General features: G+C 46.4%; 24 protein-coding genes. 9 read left to right on the top strand and 15 right to left on the bottom strand.

What is annotated here, in order from left to right; all coding sequences use genetic code 11:
* The first annotated feature begins 9 nt into the window (after positions 1-9).
* Positions 10-495 (top strand): low affinity iron permease family protein, encoded by a 486-nt coding sequence (locus tag KVT36_RS07045; RefSeq protein WP_217602787.1) that lies wholly within the window; start codon positions 10-12, stop codon positions 493-495.
* 110 nt (positions 496-605) lie between these two features.
* Here KVT36_RS07045 and KVT36_RS07040 read toward each other — a convergent pair whose 3' ends face one another.
* Both KVT36_RS07040 and KVT36_RS07035 read right to left on the bottom strand, forming a co-directional pair.
* Positions 606-2,063 (bottom strand): hybrid sensor histidine kinase/response regulator, encoded by a 1,458-nt coding sequence (locus tag KVT36_RS07040; RefSeq protein ID WP_217602786.1) that lies wholly within the window; start codon positions 2,061-2,063, stop codon positions 606-608.
* 104 nt (positions 2,064-2,167) lie between these two features.
* Entirely contained in the window at positions 2,168-3,586 is a 1,419-nt protein-coding gene (locus KVT36_RS07035) for an ATP-binding protein (RefSeq protein WP_217602785.1), read from the bottom strand.
* Between the two features lie 279 nt (positions 3,587-3,865).
* On the opposite strand from KVT36_RS07035, the gene KVT36_RS07030 reads away from it, so the two are divergent.
* The 4 genes from KVT36_RS07030 to KVT36_RS07015 all read left to right on the top strand — a co-directional run bounded on the left by KVT36_RS07030 (position 3,866) and on the right by KVT36_RS07015 (position 6,511).
* Positions 3,866-4,057 (top strand): hypothetical protein, encoded by a 192-nt coding sequence (locus tag KVT36_RS07030; protein WP_217602784.1) that lies wholly within the window; start codon positions 3,866-3,868, stop codon positions 4,055-4,057.
* Positions 4,058-4,100: 43 nt separating this feature from the next.
* Positions 4,101-4,667, top strand: a complete 567-nt coding sequence (locus tag KVT36_RS07025) for a ferritin-like domain-containing protein (protein WP_217602783.1) — start codon at positions 4,101-4,103, stop codon at positions 4,665-4,667.
* A 192-nt stretch (positions 4,668-4,859) separates the two neighbouring features.
* The gene (locus tag KVT36_RS07020; protein ID WP_217602782.1) at positions 4,860-5,369 is read left to right on the top strand and encodes a CinA family protein; all 510 of its coding nucleotides are present in this window, start codon (positions 4,860-4,862) and stop codon (positions 5,367-5,369) included.
* A 98-nt stretch (positions 5,370-5,467) separates the two neighbouring features.
* A complete protein-coding gene (locus KVT36_RS07015) occupies positions 5,468-6,511 on the top strand; it encodes a DNA topoisomerase IB (protein ID WP_217602781.1) in 1,044 nt (347 codons plus the stop codon).
* Between the two features lie 67 nt (positions 6,512-6,578).
* On the opposite strand, the gene KVT36_RS07010 is transcribed toward KVT36_RS07015, so the two are convergent.
* Complete coding sequence (locus KVT36_RS07010) at positions 6,579-6,920, bottom strand: hypothetical protein (RefSeq protein WP_089908419.1); 342 nt, start codon at positions 6,918-6,920, stop codon at positions 6,579-6,581.
* A gap of 113 nt (positions 6,921-7,033) precedes the next feature.
* On the opposite strand from KVT36_RS07010, the gene KVT36_RS07005 reads away from it, so the two are divergent.
* The 3 genes from KVT36_RS07005 to KVT36_RS06995 all read left to right on the top strand — a co-directional run bounded on the left by KVT36_RS07005 (position 7,034) and on the right by KVT36_RS06995 (position 11,924).
* On the top strand, positions 7,034-7,825 hold the full coding sequence (locus tag KVT36_RS07005; RefSeq protein WP_217602780.1) for a Ku protein: 792 nt from the start codon (positions 7,034-7,036) through the stop codon (positions 7,823-7,825).
* Positions 7,822-10,506, top strand: a complete 2,685-nt coding sequence (gene ligD, locus KVT36_RS07000; protein WP_217602779.1) for a DNA ligase D — start codon at positions 7,822-7,824, stop codon at positions 10,504-10,506. Before KVT36_RS07005 ends, ligD begins: the two co-directional genes overlap by 4 nt.
* Positions 10,507-10,586: 80 nt before the next feature.
* Positions 10,587-11,924, top strand: a complete 1,338-nt coding sequence (locus KVT36_RS06995) for a sigma-54 dependent transcriptional regulator (RefSeq protein ID WP_217602778.1) — start codon at positions 10,587-10,589, stop codon at positions 11,922-11,924.
* Here the strand turns inward: KVT36_RS06995 and chrA are convergent.
* The 4 genes from chrA to asnS form a co-directional block, all read right to left on the bottom strand.
* Entirely contained in the window at positions 11,921-13,114 is a 1,194-nt protein-coding gene (gene chrA, locus KVT36_RS06990; RefSeq protein ID WP_217602777.1) for a chromate efflux transporter, read from the bottom strand. The two genes, KVT36_RS06995 and chrA, sit on opposite strands and share 4 nt — an antisense overlap.
* Before the next feature lie 53 nt (positions 13,115-13,167).
* Positions 13,168-14,127 carry an isopenicillin N synthase family oxygenase gene (locus KVT36_RS06985; protein ID WP_217602776.1) on the bottom strand — a complete coding sequence of 320 codons (960 nt, stop codon included), beginning with the start codon at positions 14,125-14,127 and terminating at the stop codon, positions 13,168-13,170.
* A 147-nt stretch (positions 14,128-14,274) separates the two neighbouring features.
* Positions 14,275-14,802, bottom strand: a complete 528-nt coding sequence (locus KVT36_RS06980; RefSeq protein WP_217602775.1) for a biopolymer transporter ExbD — start codon at positions 14,800-14,802, stop codon at positions 14,275-14,277.
* Positions 14,803-15,052: 250 nt separating this feature from the next.
* Positions 15,053-16,489, bottom strand: a complete 1,437-nt coding sequence (gene asnS, locus KVT36_RS06975; RefSeq protein ID WP_217602774.1) for an asparagine--tRNA ligase — start codon at positions 16,487-16,489, stop codon at positions 15,053-15,055.
* Positions 16,490-16,969: 480 nt separating this feature from the next.
* Between asnS and rho the strand changes: the two genes are divergently transcribed.
* The gene (rho, locus tag KVT36_RS06970) at positions 16,970-18,712 is read left to right on the top strand and encodes a transcription termination factor Rho (protein WP_368670003.1); all 1,743 of its coding nucleotides are present in this window, start codon (positions 16,970-16,972) and stop codon (positions 18,710-18,712) included.
* A 56-nt stretch (positions 18,713-18,768) separates the two neighbouring features.
* Here rho and KVT36_RS06965 read toward each other — a convergent pair whose 3' ends face one another.
* The 8 genes from KVT36_RS06965 to trmB all read right to left on the bottom strand — a co-directional run bounded on the left by KVT36_RS06965 (position 18,769) and on the right by trmB (position 23,943).
* Positions 18,769-18,942, bottom strand: a complete 174-nt coding sequence (locus tag KVT36_RS06965) for a hypothetical protein (protein ID WP_202909143.1) — start codon at positions 18,940-18,942, stop codon at positions 18,769-18,771.
* 68 nt (positions 18,943-19,010) lie between these two features.
* The gene (locus KVT36_RS06960) at positions 19,011-19,757 is read right to left on the bottom strand and encodes a LytTR family DNA-binding domain-containing protein (RefSeq protein WP_217602773.1); all 747 of its coding nucleotides are present in this window, start codon (positions 19,755-19,757) and stop codon (positions 19,011-19,013) included.
* Between the two features lie 29 nt (positions 19,758-19,786).
* Positions 19,787-21,772 (bottom strand): histidine kinase, encoded by a 1,986-nt coding sequence (locus tag KVT36_RS06955; RefSeq protein ID WP_217602772.1) that lies wholly within the window; start codon positions 21,770-21,772, stop codon positions 19,787-19,789.
* A gap of 107 nt (positions 21,773-21,879) precedes the next feature.
* Complete coding sequence (locus tag KVT36_RS06950; RefSeq protein ID WP_089907406.1) at positions 21,880-22,110, bottom strand: 4a-hydroxytetrahydrobiopterin dehydratase; 231 nt, start codon at positions 22,108-22,110, stop codon at positions 21,880-21,882.
* Positions 22,111-22,193: 83 nt separating this feature from the next.
* Positions 22,194-22,637 carry an IPExxxVDY family protein gene (locus tag KVT36_RS06945; protein WP_217602771.1) on the bottom strand — a complete coding sequence of 148 codons (444 nt, stop codon included), beginning with the start codon at positions 22,635-22,637 and terminating at the stop codon, positions 22,194-22,196.
* 56 nt (positions 22,638-22,693) lie between these two features.
* On the bottom strand, positions 22,694-23,137 hold the full coding sequence (locus KVT36_RS06940) for an MGMT family protein (protein ID WP_217602770.1): 444 nt from the start codon (positions 23,135-23,137) through the stop codon (positions 22,694-22,696).
* Positions 23,055-23,264, bottom strand: coding sequence for a DUF5522 domain-containing protein (locus KVT36_RS06935; protein ID WP_217602769.1), 210 nt, complete (start codon positions 23,262-23,264; stop codon positions 23,055-23,057). The genes KVT36_RS06940 and KVT36_RS06935 overlap by 83 nt, the downstream gene beginning before the upstream one ends.
* Positions 23,239-23,943, bottom strand: a complete 705-nt coding sequence (trmB, locus tag KVT36_RS06930; RefSeq protein WP_217602768.1) for a tRNA (guanosine(46)-N7)-methyltransferase TrmB — start codon at positions 23,941-23,943, stop codon at positions 23,239-23,241. The genes KVT36_RS06935 and trmB overlap by 26 nt, the downstream gene beginning before the upstream one ends.
* Positions 23,944-24,169: the final 226 nt, after the last annotated feature.

Below are 24,169 nucleotides of genomic sequence, written 5' to 3'. Positions count from 1 at the left end.
CGCCGGGTAATGAAAAAAGAAGAAATAAATCAACAGTTGGGTGAGAACAAAAAAGGAGGCGTTGTTGGTTTTTTCGAACGCTTTTCTACCCACGTAATTAATGTTACAGGGTCAGTATGGGCCTTTGGTACTGCGTTGGCTGTTATTATCATCTGGGCGGTTACCGGGCCGGTATTTGGTTTTTCTGATACCTGGCAGCTGGTAATTAATACCGGCACTACCATCATTACCTTCCTGATGGTGTTTGTGATCCAGAAATCGCAGAACAAGGAATCCAAATCCGTGCAGCTGAAGCTGAATGAGCTGATAGCCGCTAACCGCCTGGCCAGCAACCGGCTGATAGTAGCAGAAGACCTCACGGAAGATGAATTGGATGTGCTGCATAAATATTACTGCAAGCTGGCGGATGAAACCAAAGCGCGTATTAATATGAAAGAATCCCACTCAGTGGAAGAAGCCATTGAGAATACGGAGGAAAAGATCAGCGCACAGTAACAGGCTTGAATTTACGATCGTAGATTTACGATTTTAGATTTGATCAGAGCGAATATCTAAAGTAATGATAAAAAGAAGGGCCGGTCATTGACCGGCCCTTTTGCATGGTGTTAGTTAGTGGGAAAGGTAATGCTGAACGTGGTGCCTTTACCAGGCTCACTATCCACATGTATATTCCCCTTATGATTAATAATAATGTTCTGCGTGCTGGTTAAGCCCAAACCGCTGCCTTTAGGTTTGCTGGTAAAGAAGGGGTCAAACAGCTTGGCCTTCATATCTTCCGGTATCCCCGGCCCGTTATCGCTCACCTGTATAACTGCCCGGTCGTTATGCCGGGCGGTATAAATGTTCAATTCCCCTTTACCGGGCGTCATGGCCTCAATGGCGTTAATGATAATATTCAGCAGGGCTATTTCTACTTTTTCCGCATCGGCGGGTATCATTACATCCGGGTCAGAGAGGCGTTTGTCTACCCGTATCTCATTCAGCTGTAAACGGTCCTGCGCCAGCGCCAGCGCTTTTTCCGTAAGCTCGTTAATGCCATGCTGCTGCACGTGTAGCTCTATCATGCGGGTGCTGTTCAGCAGCTCTGTGATCAGCTGGTTTATGCGTATGCAGTTACGTTCTATAATATCCGTATACAGCTGGCTGTCTTCCGTAACGCCGGGTTCCAGTTTAAACTGGCTTACTGCCAGTAAAATGTTGGTGAGGGGGTTACGTACCTCATGGGCAATTACGCGGGCTATACGGCCTGTAATTACAAATTTCTGCTGCTGCTGTTTTTCCTGCTCTTCTTTTTTCCTTTCCGTAATATCCTGCACCACGCACAGGAATATCTGGGCGGCGGCATCCAGCATTACGGCATTTAGCATTACATCCAGCTTTTTGCCGGCACTGTTCACAAAGTTATATTCTGCAGGCCCGCAACCGTCTTCCCCACAGATCTGGTCAAAGAAATGCCGGTACTGCTCCTCAAAAAGGAACAGGTCTTTCAGGTTCATTGCCAGCATTTCTTCCCGGGAGTATTGCAGGGTTCTGCAGGAGGCGGGGTTGGCGTCAATAATATTCTTATCGCAGTCGGCCAGTAATATCAGGTCATGCGCTTTTTCAAACACACCGTAATACTTTTTCTCGCTTTCCGCCAGGGTGCGCAGGTGGTTCATTTCATCCAGCGCGTAACGGATAGAGCGTTCCAGCAGGTCGCCGCTGATCTCTCCTTTTACCAGGTAATCAGAGGCGCCGGCCATCATGGCCTCTTTATCAATGGTGTAATCCCCTTTACCCGTAAGCATGATCACCGGGGCCTTATACCCGATCTGCTGGAAATAGTGCAGCATATCAATACCGGTGTAAGGTCCCAGGCGGTAATCCACCAGGTAAATATCATGTGCCTTGCGGCTGATCTGTTCCTGTCCCTGCGCGTAGGTAGAGGCCCAGTTCAGCTGGTACTGGCCGGGGGATATGTCCTGTAAAAGCTCGTTCACCAGGAAAAAATCATCCTCGTCATCATCTATCATCAAAATGTGTATGGGCTGGTCCGTCATGATCGTGTCTGAATAGTTTGGCAAGTATATAAAATTATGTATCTGGAACAACCGTCTTCAGCAGTAGAGATTGTCCGCATCATTTCCCGCAATTAAAGTGCTAAACTTTCCGGTAAGGCGGCGGCGGGTCATTTTTTTTGTTTAACTGGCAAAATAATTACAAAAGCGGCTCCTTTTCCCGGGTAGCCATAAGCCATAATGTACCCCTGGTGGCTGTCTACTATCTTTTTACAAATGGCCAGCCCAATGCCGGTACCGGAGTATTCGCTGATGCCGTGCAGGCGCTGGAAAATAAGGAAAATACGTTCCGCATAATCCGGGTCAAAGCCAATACCATTATCCTCAATACAAATACGGCAAAAGGTCTCGTCCCAGCGGTTCTCCTTTACAATATTGATCTCTTTGCCTTTTAGCAGCTGGGAGCTGATGTTGATCTCCAGCTGCCGTTCCTCCTGTGAAAATTTAATAGCGTTGGTAAGTATGTTCTGGAACAGCTGCTGAAAGTTGGTAATGTTCCCTTCTATGATGGGTAGCTGGGTACTGTGTACTACGGCGTTCTTTTCCTGTAACGCTACTTCCAGGTCGCTTAGTACATTTTGCAGCAGGGCGCTCATATCAACCTCCGTAATGCTTTCCGGGGCTACGCGCCCGGCCCGGGAAAACAGCAGCAGGTCATTGATCAATATCCGCATACGGCCTACTGCCACTATCATACGGTCAATAAGCTGGGAGGCATCAGGGGGCAGCTGGTCTTTATACTTTACCTGCAGCCGGTCGCTGAAGGTGGATATTTTACGCAAAGGCTCCTGCAGGTCGTGTGAGGCTACGTATGCAAATTGTTCCAGCTCCTGGTTGCTTTTGTTCAGCAGCTGTATGTTCTGCTGCAGGTCGCGCTGGTAAGATTTCAGTTTGGATTCAATATGCAGCTGCAGCTTAAATTCTTTGGTTAAGGTAATGTAAGAATAGAGGCCAATAAAAATGGCTACTATGGAAGAAATAAAGATCACCGGTATCCACAGGCTGGAGAAGAAGTGGAACAGCTCTGTTTTTTCATGCAGCTGGGTATCCTCTATCTGCATCATGTCCTCTACTACATGTTCTATACGGTCCATTATTTTTTCGCCTTCCGTTACAGACAGCCGCTCTGTACGCGGGCTGACGGAATTAATACCGGCCTGCAGCTGCTGGTATTTAACAGCCAGCAATGCCTTCAGCGTATCCATATGTTGCTGCTGCCGGTGGCTGTCAATAATAATGCTGCGCAGCGCTTCATATTCTTTCTGAAGACTGTTAGTTCTTTCCTGCATATCGGGGTGCAGGAAAGAGCTGTCGTTTGTAAGGCTGAAACCTCTTATGGCAGCTTCCGCATCCTTCAGCTGTTTAATAATTGTTTCCAGCCTTTTGGATACTTCTATTGTATGGTTCAGCCTGCCCGCATTATCCAGCAGGTTCTTTGTTACAAGGTAAGAAAAGAACGATGCAGCGATGATAACGGAGAAAGCTATAAAAAAGCCAAGTCTTATTTTTCGTTGTACAGGATTGTGCATGAGCTCAAATAAGGGAACTTCCGAAGTTATCTAATTTACCGCATCTGCCTCAAAAAAAATTGTTAAATGAGATCTTAGGCATTTACGTGCAAGATTTTCTACATTATGAAAAGCAATTTCTACGGGATTGACGCGGCTTTCAGCCGATTTTAAATTGCTTTTATCTCTTACGCCTATAGGTATTTGTATTACAGGTACTATGGAATGAACTTTGATTTCTTTTTGTTACTGTTAACTTTTATCACTGTACAAATATTCGTTCACCAAAACATCAAAGCCATGAAACAGCAACCGGATAAGGGCATCAAAAGCAACCCTTCGCAACAACAACCTGGCACGGAGCAACCTGATAAAAAACCTGCTACACCAGGGCAGCAATCACCCAATAAACAGGATATTCCTGATGATGTACCTGAAAGGGAAATAAAACATACCCCTGCTAACCCGCAAGACGGGGAAAAGGGTAAATAATATACAACACTAACTATTTCATCATTCTTAAAATCTTATAAAAATGGCTGGTACAACTAAAGCATCCTCCAAAACTACCTCAAAGACCTCCGCCGCTAAGAATAAGGGCAACGGCGAGCCCTCAAAATTCCAGCAGCTTTTCATGGATGAGCTGAAGGATATTTACTGGGCAGAAAAAAACCTGGTAAAATCATTACCCAAAATGCAAAAAGCCGCCACTTCTGAAGAATTGGCCAATGCTATTGCAGAACATGTAGAAGTAACAAAAGGCCACGTAAGCCGCCTGGAACAGGTATTTGAAATGCTGGGGGCAAAAGCTGTAGCTAAGAAATGCCCGGCTATGGAAGGTTTGATAGCAGAAGGACAGGAAGTAGTAAGCGATACGGAAGAAGATACCGCAGTACGTGATGCCGGTATTATTGTGTGCTCACAAAAAATTGAGCACTACGAAATAGCCGCCTATGGTAGTCTTCGTACGCTGGCTAACAGGATGGGGCAAAGCGAAATAGCTTCTTTGCTGGAACAAACCCTGGAAGAAGAAAAAGAAACAGACCAGACGCTGACACAAATAGCAGAATCTTCTGTAAATGAAGAAGCTGCTGCTGAATAAGCAACAAAATTCATTTATTGTTACGGAAACCTACGAAGGCCTCTGCATACTGCTGGAGGCCTTTTTAAATTTTCAATTACGGATTACGGATTGAGTTGAGCATGGATGAAGATCTTTCACATGCACATGCTTTATAAGCATGGAGTCTTACTTCCCGCAGTACTCAATTCGTAATTGGATAATTCGTAATTCATGATAGAGCACGTTAACTATATCCACGATCATTGCCTGGCAAACGGCCTTACAGTGGCAGTAGCGGAAAGTGTAACCGCAGGTCAGCTGCAGCTGAATTTCAGCCGGGCTACCAATGCTGCACAGTTCTTCCAGGGCGGCATTACCGCTTATAACACCGGGCAAAAAGTAAAACATTTGCAGGTAGAGCCTATTCATGCGCTGGATTGTAATGCCGTATCACAGCAGGTAGCCATACAAATGGCCCTGGGTGTTTGCGCCCTTTTTAACAGTACGGTGGGCATTGCCGCTACGGGTTATGCTACTCCTGCGCCGGAGCTGGGGATCTATACCCTGTATGCTTATTATGCCATTACCTGCAAAGGACTGGTGCTGGCTGCCGGCAAAATTGTACCCATTGCAAAAGACCCTGAAGAGGTAATGCAGGAATACGCACAAAAGATCATTGATGCCTGCTGCCGGCATTTTAAGGAAAGGGAAAATATGGAAGCAGCAGAGCAGACTAATTAACAATGAATAATTAATAATTAATAATGAATAGCAGGAGTGCGGTAAGCGGGCTTTACTATTAATTATTCTTTTCAGTTTTAATCAGTATTACTTGGAAAATGGAGAATGAAGAAGCACTGTTAACAGCCAAAGCCGCACGGCTGCGATATGTAACTACAGATATGCCCGGTATTAGCCGTGTAAAAAATGGAAACGGCGTATTTTATACGGACACAAAAGGAGAGAAGATCCAGGATGAAGCCATACTGGAACGTATCCGTAAGCTGGTGCTGCCGCCAGCCTGGGAGCAGGTATGGATCTGCCCCTATGAAAATGGCCACTTGCAGGCCATAGGTGTAGATACCAAAGGCCGCCGCCAATACCGCTACCATACCACCTGGCAGCAGGTGCGTAATGAAACCAAGTACGACCGGCTTCAACATTTTGGGGAAAAACTACCTCAAATACGCAAACGTGTTAAAGCAGGGCTGCGCAAAAGGGACATGAATAAGGAGAAGGTATTGTGCATTGCCCTTAGCGTATTACAGGAAACATGGATCCGCGTAGGCAACTCATCTTACGAGAAATTATATGGCTCTTACGGTCTTACTACCCTGCGCAACCAGCATGTGAAAATTAACGGTAATACTCTGTTCTTTCACTTTAAGGGGAAAAAAGGAGTAGAGCAGAAGATCACGATCAAACATTCTTCATTAGCTAAATTATTGAAGAAGGTGCGCGAAATTCCGGGCCAGGAGCTATTCCAGTATTATGATGAGAATGGCGAGCATAAAGGCCTGGGCTCCGGTGATATTAACGACTTCCTGAAAGAGTGTACCGGGGAGGATTTTACCTGCAAGGATTTCCGCACCTGGGCCGGCAGCGTGCATGCTTTGAACATGCTGGCAGATATGGAGGCTTTTGATACGGCTGCTGCCTGTAAAAGGAATATTGTAAGCGTAATGGATGGAGTGGCCTGTAAGCTGGGTAATACGCGGGCGGTGTGTAAGAAATATTATGTGCACCCGCGTTTGTTAATTGCCTATGAGGAGGGGAAACTGGAGCCTTATATGCAGCAGGTGCGGGAAAGCCGCAGTAAAGCCGGAAAAGGAGAGCTGCATAACGATGAAAAAGTACTGCTGAAATTCTTAAAAAAATGCTGATGTGCTAATAAAACATCTTTAACTGCCCGTTGTTCATTAGCACATCAGCAAATTATCTGCAATCAAATCAGATCTGCTCCTCCCTGTCCTCAACCGGGATCTTTTTAATAAAGTCGTCAAAGCCGCTTTCTTCATGAGAGCTATACATTCCATAAGCATCCAGCACAAATCCTTTTTCCCCTTCCGCATCTTCCATTAAGTATAAAATGTTGGAATCGGCAGGGTCGGATTCTCCCTCAAAACGGAATGTTTTAACAATCTTCAGATCCTCCGGGTTAAATACCTTATTACTTTCTGTTGATTGCATTCTGCCATGGTCACTCATTTTAAATTCATGATCATAGCCCTTATGTCGCATTTTTTCCATGACCTGGGACAGCGTGGTCATTTCACCTGGTTTCTCTTGCATAAAAAGGGAATTTAGTTCCAGGAGTAAAAGTCAAAAGTTATGCCACCGGTCCCTTTTCCCCGCGCCACTATGGTACTATTTGTGTTATAGTCTATTTACTAATAATTAATACTATGAGATCAATCTGGTCAGGATCAATTGGTTTTGGGCTGGTAAATATCCCGGTTAAATTATACAGCGCTGTGCAGGACAGTCGGCTGGACCTGGATATGCTGGATAAAAAGAACCACGCCCGTATTAAATTCCAGCGCATTAATGAAGATACCGGCAAAGAAGTGCCCTGGGAACAAATTGTGAAAGGTTATTTGTATAACGATGAGTATGTGATACTGGAAGACGAGGATTTTGAAGAAGCCAGCCCTAAGAAAAGCAAGATCATAGAAATAGAAGCCTTTGTGATGGAAGAGGAGATAGACGATATCTATTTTGAAACGCCTTATTTTATTGAGCCGGATAAAGCGGGTATAAAGGCGTACGAGCTATTGCTGAAAACCCTGCAAAAAACAAAGAAAACAGGCTTAAGCCGTTTTGTACTACGCTCCAAAGAGCACCTGGCAGTAGTGCGCGCACGGGATAATTACCTGCTGCTGCAGCAGCTGCGTTTTGAGCAGGAGCTGCGCTCACCCGAAGAGCTGACCCTGCCGGATGCCCGCACCAAAGTGAGTAAAAAGGAGCTGGATATGGCAGAGGCGCTGGTGAAACAATACAGCACCAAGTTTGACATTAGCCAGTATAAGGATGAGTATACGGCAGAACTGATGAAGATCATTAAAGCCAAAGCCAGCGGCAAACGCCGCACCGTGAAGAAAATGAAGGTAGTGCATACTAAAAGTACAGACCTGTTTAGCCAGCTGAAAGCCAGCCTTGGCAGCAATGGAAGTACAGGTAAAAAACGGGCCTCATGACTACTTTAAGCACGTACAATAAAAAACGGGATTTTAAGCAAACCAGCGAGCCTAAGGGTGGTAAGGCGGCAAAAGGACAACATATTTTCGTGATCCAGCGCCACCATGCCTCCCGTATACATTATGATTTCAGGCTGGAAGTAGCCGGGGTATTAAAAAGCTGGGCAGTGCCTAAAGGCCCCTCTTTAAACCCTGCTGATAAAAGACTGGCCATGCAGGTAGAAGACCATCCGTATGACTATAAAGATTTTGAAGGTACTATACCCAAGGGTAACTATGGGGCAGGTACTGTGTACGTATGGGATAAGGGCAGCTACGAGCTGTTACATGCCGATGGTAAAAATTTTGACAAGGAAGCCCTGCATGAAATTAAAGAGGGCAACCTGAAAATAAAGATGAAGGGCCGGAAGCTGAAAGGTGAATTTGCCTTAGTGAAAATGAAGGGAAAAGAAGATAACTCCTGGCTGCTGTTAAAACATAAAGATGATTACGCAGTAAAAGAGGAGTATAACAGTGAGGACTATACGCCAAAAAAAGTAATTGAGCAGGGACTGAAATTTAAGGAGCAGGAAAATGGCGGCAGCAGCGCCCGGAGGAAAGTGGCGGCTACAGCAAAAAGCAGTACTGCGGCTACTGCTAAGCGCAGCAGCACCGCTACTACAGCAAAAAGCGATGTTAAAAAAAAAGCGCCGGCCACACCCAAAGCAAACGTAAAAGCCGGTCCTAAAAAAATGTACAAGCCTACCATGGCTACCCTGGTAGATGCCCCTTTTAGCCGGGAAGGCTGGTTGTTTGAGCCCAAGTGGGATGGCTACCGCGCCATTGCCGATGTGCGGAATGGTAAGGCCGACCTGTATTCCCGCAATCATCTTTCTTTTAACAAAGATTATCCTCCCATTGTAAAGGCCGTAGAGAAAATTTCGCACAATGTGGTACTGGATGGAGAAGTAGTAGTGCTGGACAGTAAAGGCAATACCAACTTCCAGGCTTTGCAGAACTACAAGAATACCAATACAGGCAAGCTCACTTACGTTGTTTTTGACCTGCTGAACCTGAATGGCCAGGACCTGCGGGACATGCCCTTAATACAACGTAAAGAGCTGTTAGCAGAGGTGGTAAAACAGCTGGATGATCCGGCCGTGATCTATTCCGCTCATATACTAACAAACGGTGAGAAGCTGTATGAAAAGGCCCAAACCAAACAATGGGAAGGTATTATAGCCAAGAAAGCGGACAGCGTATATGAGGAGGACCGCCGCACCATGAACTGGCTAAAAATGAAGGTGCTGAATGAGCAGGAAACTATTATTTGCGGTTACACCGCACCGCGCGGCAGCCGTAAAAAATTAGGGGCACTGGTACTTGGCGTGTTGGATGATAAAGGCGCCCTGCATTATGTAGGGCATTGCGGGGGCGGTTTAAACGGAGGGCTGATAGATATGCTGTATGATAAGCTGCAACCGCTGCAGCAAAAAACACCGGTGTTCAAAGAAAAGATTAAAACCAATATGCCGGTTACCTGGGTAAAACCGGAGCTGGTATGCCAGGTGAAATTTTCATCCTGGACAGAAGGCGGCCACCTGCGGCAGCCTATATTCATGGGCTTGCGAAAAGATAAGCCTGCTAAGGAAGTAAAAAGGGAAACTGCAAAACCGTTACAAATGGCTACCACTGCAAACCGCAAAACAAAAACATCCACCAGGACAAAAGCTGGTGATACAAAAAGTAAAGCTGCTGCAAAAACAGCTCCTGCTGTGCAGCATGAAAAGGAGCGCACATTAAAGCTGAATGGTAAGGAAGTAGCGCTTACGAACCAGCAGAAAATTTACTGGCCGGATGAAAAGATCACCAAAGGCCAGCTGATTGACTATTACCTGTCTGTTGCAAAATATTTGCTGCCCTACCTGAAAGACCGGCCTATGAGCCTGCACCGTTTTCCTAACGGGATTAAAGGCAGCAGCTTTTACCAGAAAGATATTGATCATGAAAATACGCCGGACTGGATAAAAACCATTCCGCTGCATGCCGCCTCCACCGGGAAGGATGTGGATTACCTGCTGTGTAATAATGAGGCTACACTGGCTTATATGATCAACCTGGGGTGTATTGAGGTGAACCCCTGGTTATCCCGTGTAAACAGTTTGGATAACCCGGATCACGTGGTAATGGACCTGGACCCGGAAGGCATTGGTTTTAAAGCGGTCGTTGAAACGGCCCTGTGTATTAAAGAAATACTGGACGGGCTGAAAGTAACCAGCTTTTGTAAAACCTCCGGTGCGTCCGGCCTGCACATTTATATTCCTACGGGTGCTAAATATGAGTATGAAACCTGCCGCCTGTTTGCAGAATTTATTGCGCAGCAAACCAATCAACAGCTGCCGGGTATTACCAGTATTGTACGGGCAAAATCGGCCCGCAAGAAAAAGGTGTACGTAGATTTTTTGCAGAACAGCCGCGGGCAAACCGTAGCCGCACCCTACGCCGTACGCCCCAAGCCGGGAGCCACGGTATCCGCGCCACTGTTGTGGGAAGAAGTGAATGACCAGCTGCAGATCTCAGACTTTACTATGCACAATATGTTGCAGCGGCTCGAAGAAAAAGGTGATCTGTGGCAACCCACGCAGCAGGCAAAAAATGATCTGAAGAAAGTGATCAAACAAATAGAAACGGCGGAACGCTGAATGCTTAACGCTTAATGCCAAACGCCCGCTGCATTTTAGCGTTAAGCGTTCCGCATTCAATTCGTAATTACCTTTGCTCCATGCCAAAAGGTAATATTCTCCTTATCGATGATGAAGAGCAGCTGCGTAAGCTGCTCAGCCGTTTATTAGCACTGGAAGGTTATACGCTGTATGAAGCCGCCAATGCCCGTAACGCCCGGAAGCTGCTGGAAAAAGAGGAGATCCAGGTAGTATTATCCGACGTAAAGCTCCCCGATGGCAATGGCGTAGACCTTGCCCACACTATTAAAACCGCCCACCCGGATACAGAGATCATTGTACTAACTGCCTACGGCAATATTGCCGATGGTGTGCAGGCCATTAAGAACGGCGCCTTTGATTATATTACCAAGGGCGATGATAATAATAAAATACTACCGCTGGTAAGCAAAGCCATGGACAAGGCTTTACTGCAGTTCCGCGTGCGGGAGCTGGAAAAAAAGATAGGCAGCAAATACAGCTTTGAAAATATTATAGGCCGGTCGCCGGCTATTAAAGCTGCCATAACGCTGGCTGAAAAGGTAGCGCCGGCAGATATTACAGTATTGTTATTAGGCGAAACCGGCGCCGGTAAGGAAGTATTTGCCCAGGCCATACACCAGGGCAGCAGGCGCAAGCAGCAGCCTTTTGTAGCGGTGAACTGCAGCGCTTTTGGTAAGGAGCTGCTGGAAAGTGAATTGTTTGGTTATGTAGCAGGCGCCTTTACCGGCGCTGCCAAAGACCGGAAAGGTTTTTTTGAGGAAGCGCGCGGCGGCACCATTTTCCTGGATGAGATAGGGGAAATGCCAGTAGAGCTGCCGGCCAAGCTGCTGCGGGTGCTGGAAACCCAGGAATTTTACCGCGTAGGAGAGGCGGTACCCACTAAAACGGATGTACGTATTATTGCCGCTACCAACCGTAACCTGGAAACAGAGATCAGTAACGGGCATTTCCGGGCCGACCTGTTCTACCGCCTTTCTGCTTTCCAAGTGCAGCTGCCTTCCCTGAACCAGCGCAAGGAGGATATTCCTGAACTGGCCATGTGGTTTATACAGCAGCTGGGCCCCAAGCTTAATAAGCGTGTAAGCAATATGACCCCCGCCTTTTTACAGGCCCTGCAACAGCATACCTGGAAAGGGAATATCCGTGAGCTGCGTAATGTAATAGAACGCGCTGTAATACTAACGGATACGGATATGCTGGATGCCGCTGTATTACCCCTTGACTTTTTATGGAACCAGCAAGGGGGTGACCCTGCTTCCCTGAGCCTGGCCGGCATGGAAAAACAGCACATCTTAAAAGTGCTGGCTTATACCAAAGGCAATAAGACCAAAGCCGCAGAATTAATGGAAATAGGATTAACTACCCTATACAATAAGATCAAGGAGTACGGCATCTAAAGCCACCAGCCTAATAATAAACAGGCCAGTACAATAAAGGGAGAAGGCAGCCGGGTCATACACAGGATAGCCAGCGTGGTGGCCATGATCAGCAGGTTATACCAGTGAGGCGTAACAGCCATGAACAGCATAATAGTGGCTGCCCACATAATACCCACCACCACGGCATTAATACCTTCCAATGCCCGGTAAATAACTACATACTTTTTCAGGTTATGCCAGATGGGAAAGAAGAACAGCACCAGCAGCAGGCTGGGTAAAAATATAGCCAGCGGCGCCAGTATGCAGCCCAGGAACTGGTAACCCATACCCAGGTTACGCATAACCATCCCGCCCACATAGGCCGACAAAGAGAAGGTAGGTCCGGGTAAAGCGCGCATAATACCAGCCCCGGTCAGCAGTTCCGTGCCGCTCATAAACTGTGTTTTGGCGCGGGTAACATATTGTTCCAGCATCATGGCAATAAGGATGTCGCCGCCGCCAAATACCAGGCTGCCAAAACGGTAAAAGTTCTCAAACAGGTTAAAGGGTCTGCGCGTGATCCAGTTATGGGTACGCGCCAATTCTGAGAAAAAGCCCGCCAGTATAAACAGCAGGGCAAAGAGCCATAGGTTGGTCCACTGTATTTTACGGGGCGCTTCTGTAGAACCGGGAATACGTTTATTACTGAAATTGGATACAATGCCGCCCAGTATGATCAGGGAGGGAAAGGTCCAGGGTGATTTCAGGAAAAGTGCGGCTGCCATGGCCACCAGCATAATAAAAAAGGTAGCCGTATTACGGATACTGATCTTATAAGCGCGCAAACCGCCATAAGCCAGGAAGCCTACCGCCATAGGCTGTACGAATTTGAAAATATCTACGTTCAGCGCTTTCTTGTCAAAGTATTGCAGCAGGAAGCTCAGGGAGCCCATTAACAGGCAGGCAGGTGTGATCCAGATCAGCAGGGTCATAAACGCCAGGGGTACGCCACCCCGCTTATAGCCAATAAGGGTAAGGGTTTGCGTGGAGGAAGCGCCCGGCAGCAGCTGGCAGAAGGCATTGTATTCCATCAGCTCTTCTTCCGTAACATCTCTACGTTGCTGCACAAAGGTTTTCAGCATCATGGCCAGATGGCCCTGAGGCCCCCCGTAAGCCGTAATACTGTGAAACAAAACAGCCTTTAAAAAAGGTATATGACGTAGGAACACAGCCGAAGTTAAAAACAAAATTGAAACATTCAGACCTCAAATAAGCTGAATGGTCATTTTTTCAATCCGATCTCTCTTAAACGCTCGTCTAAATATTCACCGGCAGTAATGGGCGCATATTCCTGTGGGTGCGTATCCGTTATACAGCTTTCCAGGCAGTTCAGCGGCATCCCGGATTTGGGATGCAGGAAGAAGGGGATGGAGTAACGGCTGGTATGCCACATTTCCCGGGGCGGGTTTACCACGCGGTGGGTGGTGGATTTTAAACGGTTATTGGTAAGGCGCTGTAACATATCGCCTACATTCACTACAATTTGTTCCGGCAGGGAAGTAACCGGTACCCAGTTATCCTGTTTGTCCAGGATCTGTAACCCGTCTGCAGAAGCACCTACCAGCAGGGTAATAAGATTAATGTCTTCATGCTGCTCCGCACGGATAGCGGATTTGGGTTCCTGTGTAATGGGCGGGTAATGGATGGCGCGTAAAATAGAATTGCCATTATGTACCTGGGTATCAAAGTAATGCTCATCCAGCCCCAGGAAAATGGCAATGGCCTGTAACAGGTATTTACCGCTTTTTTCAAAAGCACGGTATGCTTTATGAAAGGTAGGTGTGAATTCCGGCACCTCTTTTACCACCACATTCGGCGGGTATTCATCTTTCACCGGATCATCATCTTCCACCTCTTGCCCAAACTGGAAAAATTCTTTCAGGTCCGGAGCATCAAAACCCTTGGCATGCTCCTTCCCGAACGAGGTATAACCCCGCTGGCCGGCCAGCTCAGGGATCTCATACTGATACTTGGTATCAGAGGGCAATGCAAAAAATTGTTGTACGTATTTATACAGATCGGCTATCAACGCATCCGGGATACCATGGTTCTTTACCGCTACAAAACCTACTTCTTCATAGGCTTTTCCTAATGCCTGCACAAAGGCTGCTTTGCTTTTGGCATCGCCGGAGGTAAAGGCGGCCAGGTCTACAACAGGGATGGAGTGAGTGATAGTTGCCATAATGGTTTATTTAGGAGAAATAAAGTTACCGTAAAAATGTAAGATCATGAATTAATAAACGCACAAAAAAGCCCCTTGTACAATTGCTGAAGTTGACAAGGGGCGGGGTAACAGGTATGGAGATATGAGAAGCGGGGTATAACTAAACTATTGGAGGAAACCTTTTTCCTGGCCGGTAATATCAACCATTGCGTAGCGGGCAACATCATTGATCAGCATTTCATCCATAATATCCACTACGTTCTTATAGTTGGAAGTATTGTCTGCTTTTATCAGCACCATCAATTCATTCTTCCCGAACTTTTCCATTACCTGCCGGCGTTTGCTGCGTATTACATCGCCAATGCCATTACGTGCGGCAAAGCTGCTGTACTGCACCTGTGGCGGGTTTGCAGGATCATTACCCATACCTTCATACCAGGCCACACGGTCACGGCTGCCCAGCATAATGGTAAGCGCTTTACTATCCGGTAAAGCCATGGAATCACCATCAGCGCGGGGCATAGTAAGGTCCATTGTTTTTGGTTTTGCAAGGGTGGTGGTGAGCATGAAAAAAGTAATGAGTAAAAAGCCCAGGTCAACCATAGGAGTCATGTCAACGCGGGTGGAATGTACTTTGCGGCGTACGTCGCCCCGGCCGCGGCCAGTAGCGGATGCGGTGTTAATTTCTGCCATACAACAACAGTTTATATATGAGAAAATGGATGCGTGCTTTCTGATATATAGATGCGGTTGCTGATATAATCCATAAAAAAAGTCCATGGTCGATGGTCCATAGCATTGTGCGTGGAAAGATTTGAGCGGGGTTAAGCGAGTGAGTATAAATGAAGATGGTCCATCATCCACAACCTTCACTCATGCAAACTGCATTTCGTAAAAGGCAATGGACCATGGACCATCAACTATGGACCGCAGCCGCAGGCTGCTAAAACTCAGCGCTCTTGGGCGTTCTGGGAAAAGGTATTACATCGCGGATATTACCCATACCGGTTACAAACAACACCAGCCTTACAAAGCCCAAACCGAAACCCGCATGCGGGCAGGCGCCAAAGCGGCGGGTATCCAGGTACCAGCTAAGCTCCTCTGTAGGCAGGTGTAATTCCTGCATGCGTTTTACCAGCTTGTCATAATTCTCTTCCCGCTGGGAACCGCCCACTATTTCACCAATGCCGGGGAATAATATATCCATCGCACGTACGGTTTTACCATCCTCATTCTGCTTCATATAAAAAGCTTTTATGGCGGCAGGGTAATCCGTTAATATCACCGGTTTCTTAAAATGTTTTTCTACCAGGTAACGTTCATGTTCACTCTGCAGGTCTGCGCCCCATTCTTCTATCAGGTAGTTGAACTTTTTACTCTTATTGGGTTTGCTGTTCTTCAGAATATCAATGGCCTCTGTATAGGTAAGGCGCATAAATTCATTGTTCAGCACAAATTCCAGCTTTTCCAGCAATCCCATTTCACTGCGCTCCTGCTGGGGTTTTTGTTTTTCTTCTTCTGCCAGGCGCTGGGCTAAAAATTCCAGGTCTTCCCGGTTGTGCTGCAATACATATCCGATCACATATTTAATAAATGCTTCGGCCAGGTTCATATTATCTTCCAGGTCATAGAACGCCATTTCAGGTTCTATCATCCAGAATTCCGCCAGGTGGCGGGCCGTGTTGGAATTTTCTGCACGGAAAGTGGGGCCAAAGGTGTAAATATCCCCAAAGGCCATAGCGCCCAGCTCGCCTTCCAGCTGGCCGGATACGGTAAGGTTGGTAGCGCGCCCAAAGAAATCTTCTTTAAAATCAATATCACCGCTTTCTGTGCGGGGCGGCTTATTCAGGTCCAGCGTGGTTACGCGGAACATTTCACCTGCGCCTTCTGCATCAGAAGCGGTAATTACAGGTGTATGCAGGTATACAAATCCTCTTTCATTAAAGAACTGGTGCACAGCAAAAGCCAGTGAGTGGCGTACCCGGAAAACGGCGCCAAAGGTATTGGTACGGAAGCGCAGGTGCGCTATTTCACGTAAGTACTCCAGGCTGGGCCGGTTTTTTAGCTGCAGGGGATATTTTTCCGGGTCACAATCGCCCAGCACTTCCAGCTCGCGGGCTTTCAGCTCCACTTTTTGCCCTTTACCCAGGGAGGCAATGACCTCACCCGTTACGCTAATAGCCGCACCGGTGGTAAGGCGTTTCAGCAAACCCGCATCTGTACCGGGTTCTATAACTATTTGCAGGTTATTATTGGTAGAGCCGTCATTTAACGCTATAAACTGGTTGTTACGGAACGACCGTATCCAACCTTTTACCGTTACGTCGTATTGCACCTTGTCATCGGACAATATTTGCTTGACTTTAACTCTTTGGCTCATAATTTGATTTTTAGGACTGCAAAAATAAGGGTTAAACGTCATAGTCCATAACCCCGGCAGGATAAGTACCCAATAATAGGTTCCTGCACAATTAGCACAAAAAAATGTTAAATCTGTTAAGAATGCAAAAGGCAATACCAGGGCGGGCTGAAAAAAGAGGCCGGCCGGAACAGGCCACGGCTATGATTTCCGCAAGGTTGAGAGGGGTGTACCCTGCCATGGGCAATGATCTGTAGGGTATACAGGTATCCAACTTTTTTTGGATAATAATAAAAGTTGTATTAATCTTGCAGTTATTATCTGCCTGATCAAGTTTATTATTTCCATCTTCATCAGCAGTTCCTGAACTCAACAATCCCTATCAGATTTAATAACCAAATTAAATTTATTGGACTCAAAAAACAATTATTTGTAATTGGTGTATGTTGGTATGTAGTGGTACCCGCCTAAACACACTCCTAAAAAATTTGACAACACACGATGATGTACGACATCTTACAATTGAACGACATGCTCGTTCCTGAGCTGCTTGACATTGCAGAGAAACTCGATGTGACCAACGCAAAGAAACTTAGCAAACAGGACCTCATCTACAAAATCCTGGACAAGCAGGCAGTGATGGCCTCTGAAGGTAACCCGGCCAACGGCGAAGAAAAGAAAACACGCAAACGGAAACCAACTAAAAAAGACGAAGAAGAAGCACCAGTAGCTGAAGAACCTGCCCATGCAGAAGAAAAACCTGCCAAACGTGGAAGAAAACCCGGCGCCAAAACTAAAGGAGCCGACCATGATGATCACGATCAGGAAGATGAGCAGCCGGTAAAACCAGCAGCTCCTAAATCAAAAGCAAAAGATTTTGATATAGACCTGGATAGCATTCCTTCCCTCACATTTGATGACGACGACGATATTGTATTACCGGCTTTTACAGAAGATGAAACCCATGAAGAAGAACCGGTTGCAGTAGAGGAGGAAGAAGAGGAAGAGGATGACGATGATGACTTTGTGTTACCCGACGAAACACTTTTCCCCGCTGCCGGCAAGCCGCAACCGCAGGCTCAGCCGCAACGTTTTCAGCAGAAAAAAGAACCTGTATTCAACATTGAGTTTGACGGTATAATAGTAAGTGAAGGCGTATTGGAAATGATGCCCGATGGTTATGGGTTCCTGCGCTCATCTGATTACAATTACCTCAGCTCACCGGATGATATTTATGTTTCTCCTTCCCAGATAAAATTGTTCGGTTTAAAAACCGGCGATACCGTGAAAGGCTCTGTACGCCCGCCGAAAGAAGGAGAAAAATATTTTGCTTTACTGAAAGTGGAAACCATCAACGGCAAATCGCCGGAAGAAGTGCGCGACCGTGTACCTTTCGATTACCTGACCCCGTTGTTCCCTTTCGAAAAAATGAGATTAACAACTACTTCCAATAACTACTCCACCCGCATCATGGATATGTTTACCCCCATTGGTAAAGGCCAGCGCGGACTGATAGTAGCGCAGCCTAAAGTGGGTAAAACCATGTTGCTGAAAGAAGTGGCCAACGCTATTGCTACCAACCACCCGGAAGTTTACCTGATGGTGGTGCTGATAGACGAACGCCCTGAGGAAGTAACCGATATGGAACGCAGCGTGAAGGCAGAAGTAATTGCTTCTACCTTTGATGAACCTGCGGAAAAACACGTGAAAGTATCTGCCATTGCATTGCAAAAAGCAAAACGTTTGGTAGAGTGCGGACACGATGTGGTGATACTGCTGGATTCCATTACCCGTCTGGCCCGTGCCCACAATACCGTGGCGCCGGCATCCGGTAAGGTACTGAGCGGTGGTGTGGAAGCCAACGCCATGCAAAAACCCAAACAGTTCTTTGGCGCTGCCCGTAAAATTGAAAACGGCGGTTCCTTAACTATACTGGCTACTGCTTTGATAGACACCGGCTCTAAAATGGATGAGGTGATCTTTGAAGAATTTAAAGGTACCGGTAACATGGAGCTGCAGCTGGATCGTAAGCTGGCCAACAGGCGCGTATTCCCGGCTATTGATGTAACGGCATCGTCTACACGCCGTGATGAATTGCTGCTGGAAAAAGACATGCTGAAACGCATCTACATCCTGCGCAACCACCTGGCCGATATGAACACGGAAGAATCCATGAACTTTATGCTGCAGCACATGCGCGGTACTAAGAACAATGAGGAATTCCTGATATCCATGAACGGATAAAGAGTTTAACATATTCAGTAATAAAAAAAGTTCCGGCTATAACCGGAACTTTTTTATTAGTATCCTTTTTTCTGCTGCCCCGGTGCAAAGGGTTTGGCAGATTTTGTTCCATAGATCTTTTTCTGTTGTCCGGGTGGTAAGCCATTAGGATTATGCGTTGTAACACAGCTGCTTAATAAGATACCAGCAGCCAGTATTCCGCAGCATACCTGCAAAGCACGATTTTTCATAGTGATATTTTTATATGATACTGCTAAAATATTGCCAAAATTAGCAATTCCGGGCAGCGGTGTAAAGCTTACCGGTAAAAACTCAACAGATCCTTCTTCCTCCGCTCCGTTATTTCCAGCTGCGCACCACTGTTTAGCAGGATATGCTGGCTATCATTCATTACGCGGTTAATATGTGAAAGCTGTACCATCTGCGTATTGTTCACCTGGTAAAAACGCAGGGGTATAAACAGGTCGGCATAATGCCGGAAGCTGCGCTCCACCTGCAATACAGTACCATCTTCCAGGTAAAAGCTGCAACCTTCCGTACCGGATTCCAGGTATTCAATAGCCGTAGTGCGTATGGTAGTTTCCTGGCGGTTGGCCAGGGGTAGCAGTAAGTTCCAGTTAGCCTGTTTGCCGTGGTTAAAATTATCCAGCAATACACGGTAGCGGTTTTTGCTGGCCTGTGAATTTATACGCTGGGATACCGTTTGCACGGCCTGCAGCAGGCTTTCTTTATCAATAGGTTTTAAAATGATCTCTACTTCACTGAAGCGGATGGCATGCAGGAATTTTTTTTCAAAAGCAGTCACAAATACAGCTTCAAAAGAGGCATCGTCCTGGGTGCCCTGCAGCACGTCAAACCCGGTGCCATCCGGCATTTCAAGATCCAGGAAAACCAATTGCGGCTGATGTTGCTTTATTTTGCTGATGCCGTCTGCGCAGTCAGATGCCGTATCGGCAATTTGCACCTGCGGGCAGTATTTGCCCAGCATCAGGGAAATAATATCCCGGCTGTTACGCTCATCATCTATAATAATCGCTTTTATCATATGTTGATCCAGGGGTCTGACTTAGGCTACTAAAGTTGTGGTATTAAAATTCTTACAATAGTACCGCTTTCTGTAAAATTCCGGGCGAATTTATCAATCACCTCAATATGTATATCCGTATTATACATTTTGTTCAATAGCTCTGCGCGGTTAGAGCTTATTTCCATACCGGATGACTGGTGATGTTTGGGTAAGGTACGCAGCTCTTTAGAGCGGGTAATACCAATGCCGTTATCTTCAACAATACATTCCAGAATATCGCCGGCCAGCTGCTGGAAGCGGATGATCAGCCGTCCTATAGGTTGATTGGGATTGGTCATACCATACTTCACGGCATTTTCCACATAAGGCTGTAACAGCATGGCCGGAATTTCCAGCTCCGTAGTGGCAATAGCCGGGTCTACCCTTATATCATACTCCATTTTATTTTCAAAGCGCATTTTTTCCAGGCCAAGATAAGTATTGAGGTAGGTGATCTCATCTGTTAAGGTAATAAAATTGCGCCGGGAAAAATCCAGTGTTTTGCGTATGAGGTAGGAGAAATCAGACAGGTATTTCTGCGCATATTCATAATCCCGCTGCATTACAAACAGCTGGATGGAATTAAGGCAGTTAAAAATAAAGTGCGGGTTGATCTGTGCACGAATGGCTTTCAGCTCTATTTCCGTCAGCTTTTTATCATACTCTATATTCAGCTGTATTTGCCGCTGCTCTTCCAGCTCCTGCTTTTTACGCAGTATTTCAGAGGTTTGTTCTTTTACCAGCTCTTCCAGCTGCTCATTCAGCTTACGTTGCAGTTCCTTATTCTTATTCAATTGTTTAATAAGCATTTCCTGGGTTTTGGTGCGTTCATGATGCACCAGCTTGTTGCGGTAGCTTAATCCTGCCAGGAAAAACATAGCCTGTAAGAACACGCCTGCTATCATGGGCATGGTAGGCGCGGAAAACATGCCTAGTGCATTAAAGAAGCCCAGGGGTTTTATCTGGAATATAAAACCCAGCAGGCTGGCCAGGTAATAACAGATAGAGCCCAACAGGAAAAAACGCACCAGCGGATGGTGGCGGGAACGTTTTGCCAGCGCTACAAATACGATCAGCTGCGGCAGCAACAGGCCCAGGTATAAATAGCTGTAAATAATACCCGGCACGTGGTATAGCTGCTGGCCAATGCAGTAAAAGAAAATAATGATCACGCCCCCGGTACAGGCAGCTGCAACGGTAAAAATACGTTCCATGTAAGGGTACCTTTCCTTCAGGTTCAGGAAGGCATTGCCAAACATCAGGTACATCAGGTAAAAGCAGAACAGCAGCGCCGGAATATTCCAGTAATATTTTAACATGGGCCAGCGGTGAAAAACAGACAGCTGGTAAGGCTTGCTTTCCAAACGCAGGGCAAAGAACATTATAAGACCCAGGATGTAAGCTGCAAAGTACAGGTAAGAGCGGTCCGGCAGCTGTATGTAATTGATTATAGCAATGGTTAGGAATACTAACAACATGCCCAGCAGTACCTGTATCACTACGGCTTCTGCCCGGAATGTATTGATCTGGTGGTTACGGAAACGTTCATACCCCAGGCCGTCATACAGCACGGGCATCAGCGCGCTTTCGTTATAGGACCGGTTAATGATGTGCAATAAAAAGGTGCGTGACTGACCGGCAGGCACCACTACGGGGAATGCATAACGTTCCCAGCGGTTTACATTACCATGGTCCAGCATTAAACCGGTTTGTGATAACAGCTGGTAGTGGTTATTGGTACCGGCATACCAGTACATAAAGTCGTGCCAGCCGGTAAAGAAGGTGAGGCTGCTGTCTTTCAGGCCGGTATTGCGGATGGTGAATTTCAGCCAGCAGTTATGCGGCTGTTTGTTATACCTGGGCTGTGGGTGGAACAGTCCGGGCTGATGTGTAAATGTTTGCTGGTTAATTTGTGAGAGGGAAAAGGATTGGCCGGGTATATCCAGGCTGTATAGGTAGGGGCGCAGGTCTGCACTGGCAGGTGGCGCCCCCATATCTATTGATAAAGTATCTTCAGTGGGTGGTTGGGCGTATATGCCAGCGGAATAACAAATGAATAAGAATAAATAAGCGATCCGCTTCACAGGTATTTAATATATGTTTATAACAAACCGTCAATGGTTTTAGCCAACCGGTGATCTTTTTCCGTTACCACATTGCCCGCATCATGCGTGTTCAGGTATATTTCTACCTTGTTGTAAACATTGGTCCAGTATGGATGGTGATCCATTTTCTCTGCGGCCAGCGCTACTTTGGTCATAAAAGCAAAGGCTTCCTTAAAATCACTGAACTCGAAAGAACGGTACAGTTGATTGTTCTTTTCTTGCCACATAAAATAGGTTTATGTTAAAACAATAAAATGCACGGAGCTGGTAACGGGAATCCCTAAACGGTTTACTGTCCTTTCTTGTCCTGTTAAAATATAAGGTTCACCTTATTTTTGATATCTTTTAGGTCCAATAAAGATACTAATTGTACTAGCTCTACGCGGCGTAATTCCTCTGTTAATCTTTTCACATCCTGCAGCTGGTAATAATCCCCTTTGATCAGCCACAGGTAATCTATATTCTTTAATTCAGGCAACAAAAACTCTGCCTTGCAGTGATTATTGTAAAGATAGTGTGATACGGACTTCGTAGGCTCCTGAAATTCAAATACTGTAAAATAAAAAGCGCGCTGGTGTTTGGTCAGTTTTATTTCCAGGGAATTGTTTACCCGGAAATGATAAAACAGCTGATTATTCAATTGCCAGCACAGCTGGTAATCACGGGCAGCAGATACAATACCCACCAGGTGGGTACAATCAAAGAAATCTTCTACCAGCTGATCTTGATCCAGCTTAAGTTTTAATGCCGACATAATAAATTTTCAGGATAACAGGCCGTGGTAATTTGTTATCTGTTTGTTATTGTAATCTACACTTCGTTTTTTTTGTCCGCTGCTTTTCTTCTTGTCCCTTTTTGGGAGGTTACCGGGTCCCAAAATACGGTTTTAAAATCTTGAATTTTATCTTTCTTTATAATAATTCCTTCCTGCTCCAGCAGCTCCTGCATAAGGGTAGGGGTTTCAAAGTGATGTTTACCGCTTAATGCCCCGCTGCTGTTCACCACGCGGTGCGCAGGTATGGGCGGTTTGGCCGTGGGCGCTGCAAACATAGCCCAGCCTACCATGCGTGCGGTTATACGAAGGCCGGAGGCTTCTGCCAGCGCACCATAAGAGGTTACACGGCCTTTGGGTATTAGCCGCACTAATTCGTATACCCTTGGAAAAAAGGAGTTAGTCTCTGCTGGATCCTTCTTCCTGCTGCTTTTGGCGGGCGGCAAGGAGGGTACTTCTTTTGGGCTCCGGGACTTTTTCATAATCAAATGGACAATGTTTACAGCCATTTCCACAACAGTTTCCACGGTTCAGGTGGTACTGTGCGGTAAATACCATATAGCCGTGTTCGTTATAATAAAAATCAATATGCTCCTTCAGTGGCTGCATCTGCAGTTAGCTTTATCTCGCGCCAGTTAATGGGCGTAACCGGCAGGCGGAAACGCAGGTAGCGGATGGTGCGCCCGTTGCTCAGGTGCATGCCTTCATAAAATGTTTTGATCTGTAACAGGGCAGGTACTTCCGGCAGCGCATATACGTCGCTGATATCTTCCAGGGTTTCACAGTTACAGGCCGCTATTACTTCTTTGGTAAAGGCATACAGCTCCGGGCTGTCTGTTTTCAGATTGATGGTAGCGCCCGGCGCCAGCAGGGGCTGGTAGAGCTGTAAGAATTTTGGATGGGTAAGCCGCTTTTTTGATTTTGACTGGCGCAGAAACGGGTCGGGGAAAGTGATCCAGATCTCGCCTATCTCTCCCGGTGCAAAATACCGGTCCAGCTTATCAATCTGGGTGCGCAGGAAGGCTACATTCCGTAGAGGTTCCTCTATAGCAGTTTTAGCGCCCCGCCATATGCGGTTACCCTTCAGGTCCACGCCCAGGAAGTTCTGTTCCGGAAACCGCCGGGCCAGCGCCAGGGTATAATCCCCCTTGCCGCAGGCCAGCTCCAGGGTAAGTGGGTTTTGATTGCCAAAAAAGCCGGCCCACTTACCAGGCATATTCTCCGGGTATATCAGCACATTCGGAAAAGTCTCGATTTCAGCAAAACGCTGCAATTTCTTTTGTCCCATTAGCGCAAAAATATCTCATTTGCGGGTTTTGTTTATCAAAATCAAAGGAAAGATGCAGATCTTATGAAGATGTTCATTTTATAATGGATATATTTGACGGCAGGGGACGCAGGTGGATAGCAATCTATTTTGGAAACGGCTAAGAAACAAAACGGCCGTTCCAATTACTTGAAACGGCCGTTGAAAGCTGTAGGAGAAGGATTCGAACCTCCACGGGGCAGTTAGC

Source organism: Chitinophaga sp. GbtcB8, from assembly GCF_019091455.1.
Lineage (GTDB): Bacteria > Bacteroidota > Bacteroidia > Chitinophagales > Chitinophagaceae > Chitinophaga.
Note: the sequence above shows the minus strand (reverse complement) of the source record. Positions and strands in the feature narration are given on the sequence as shown.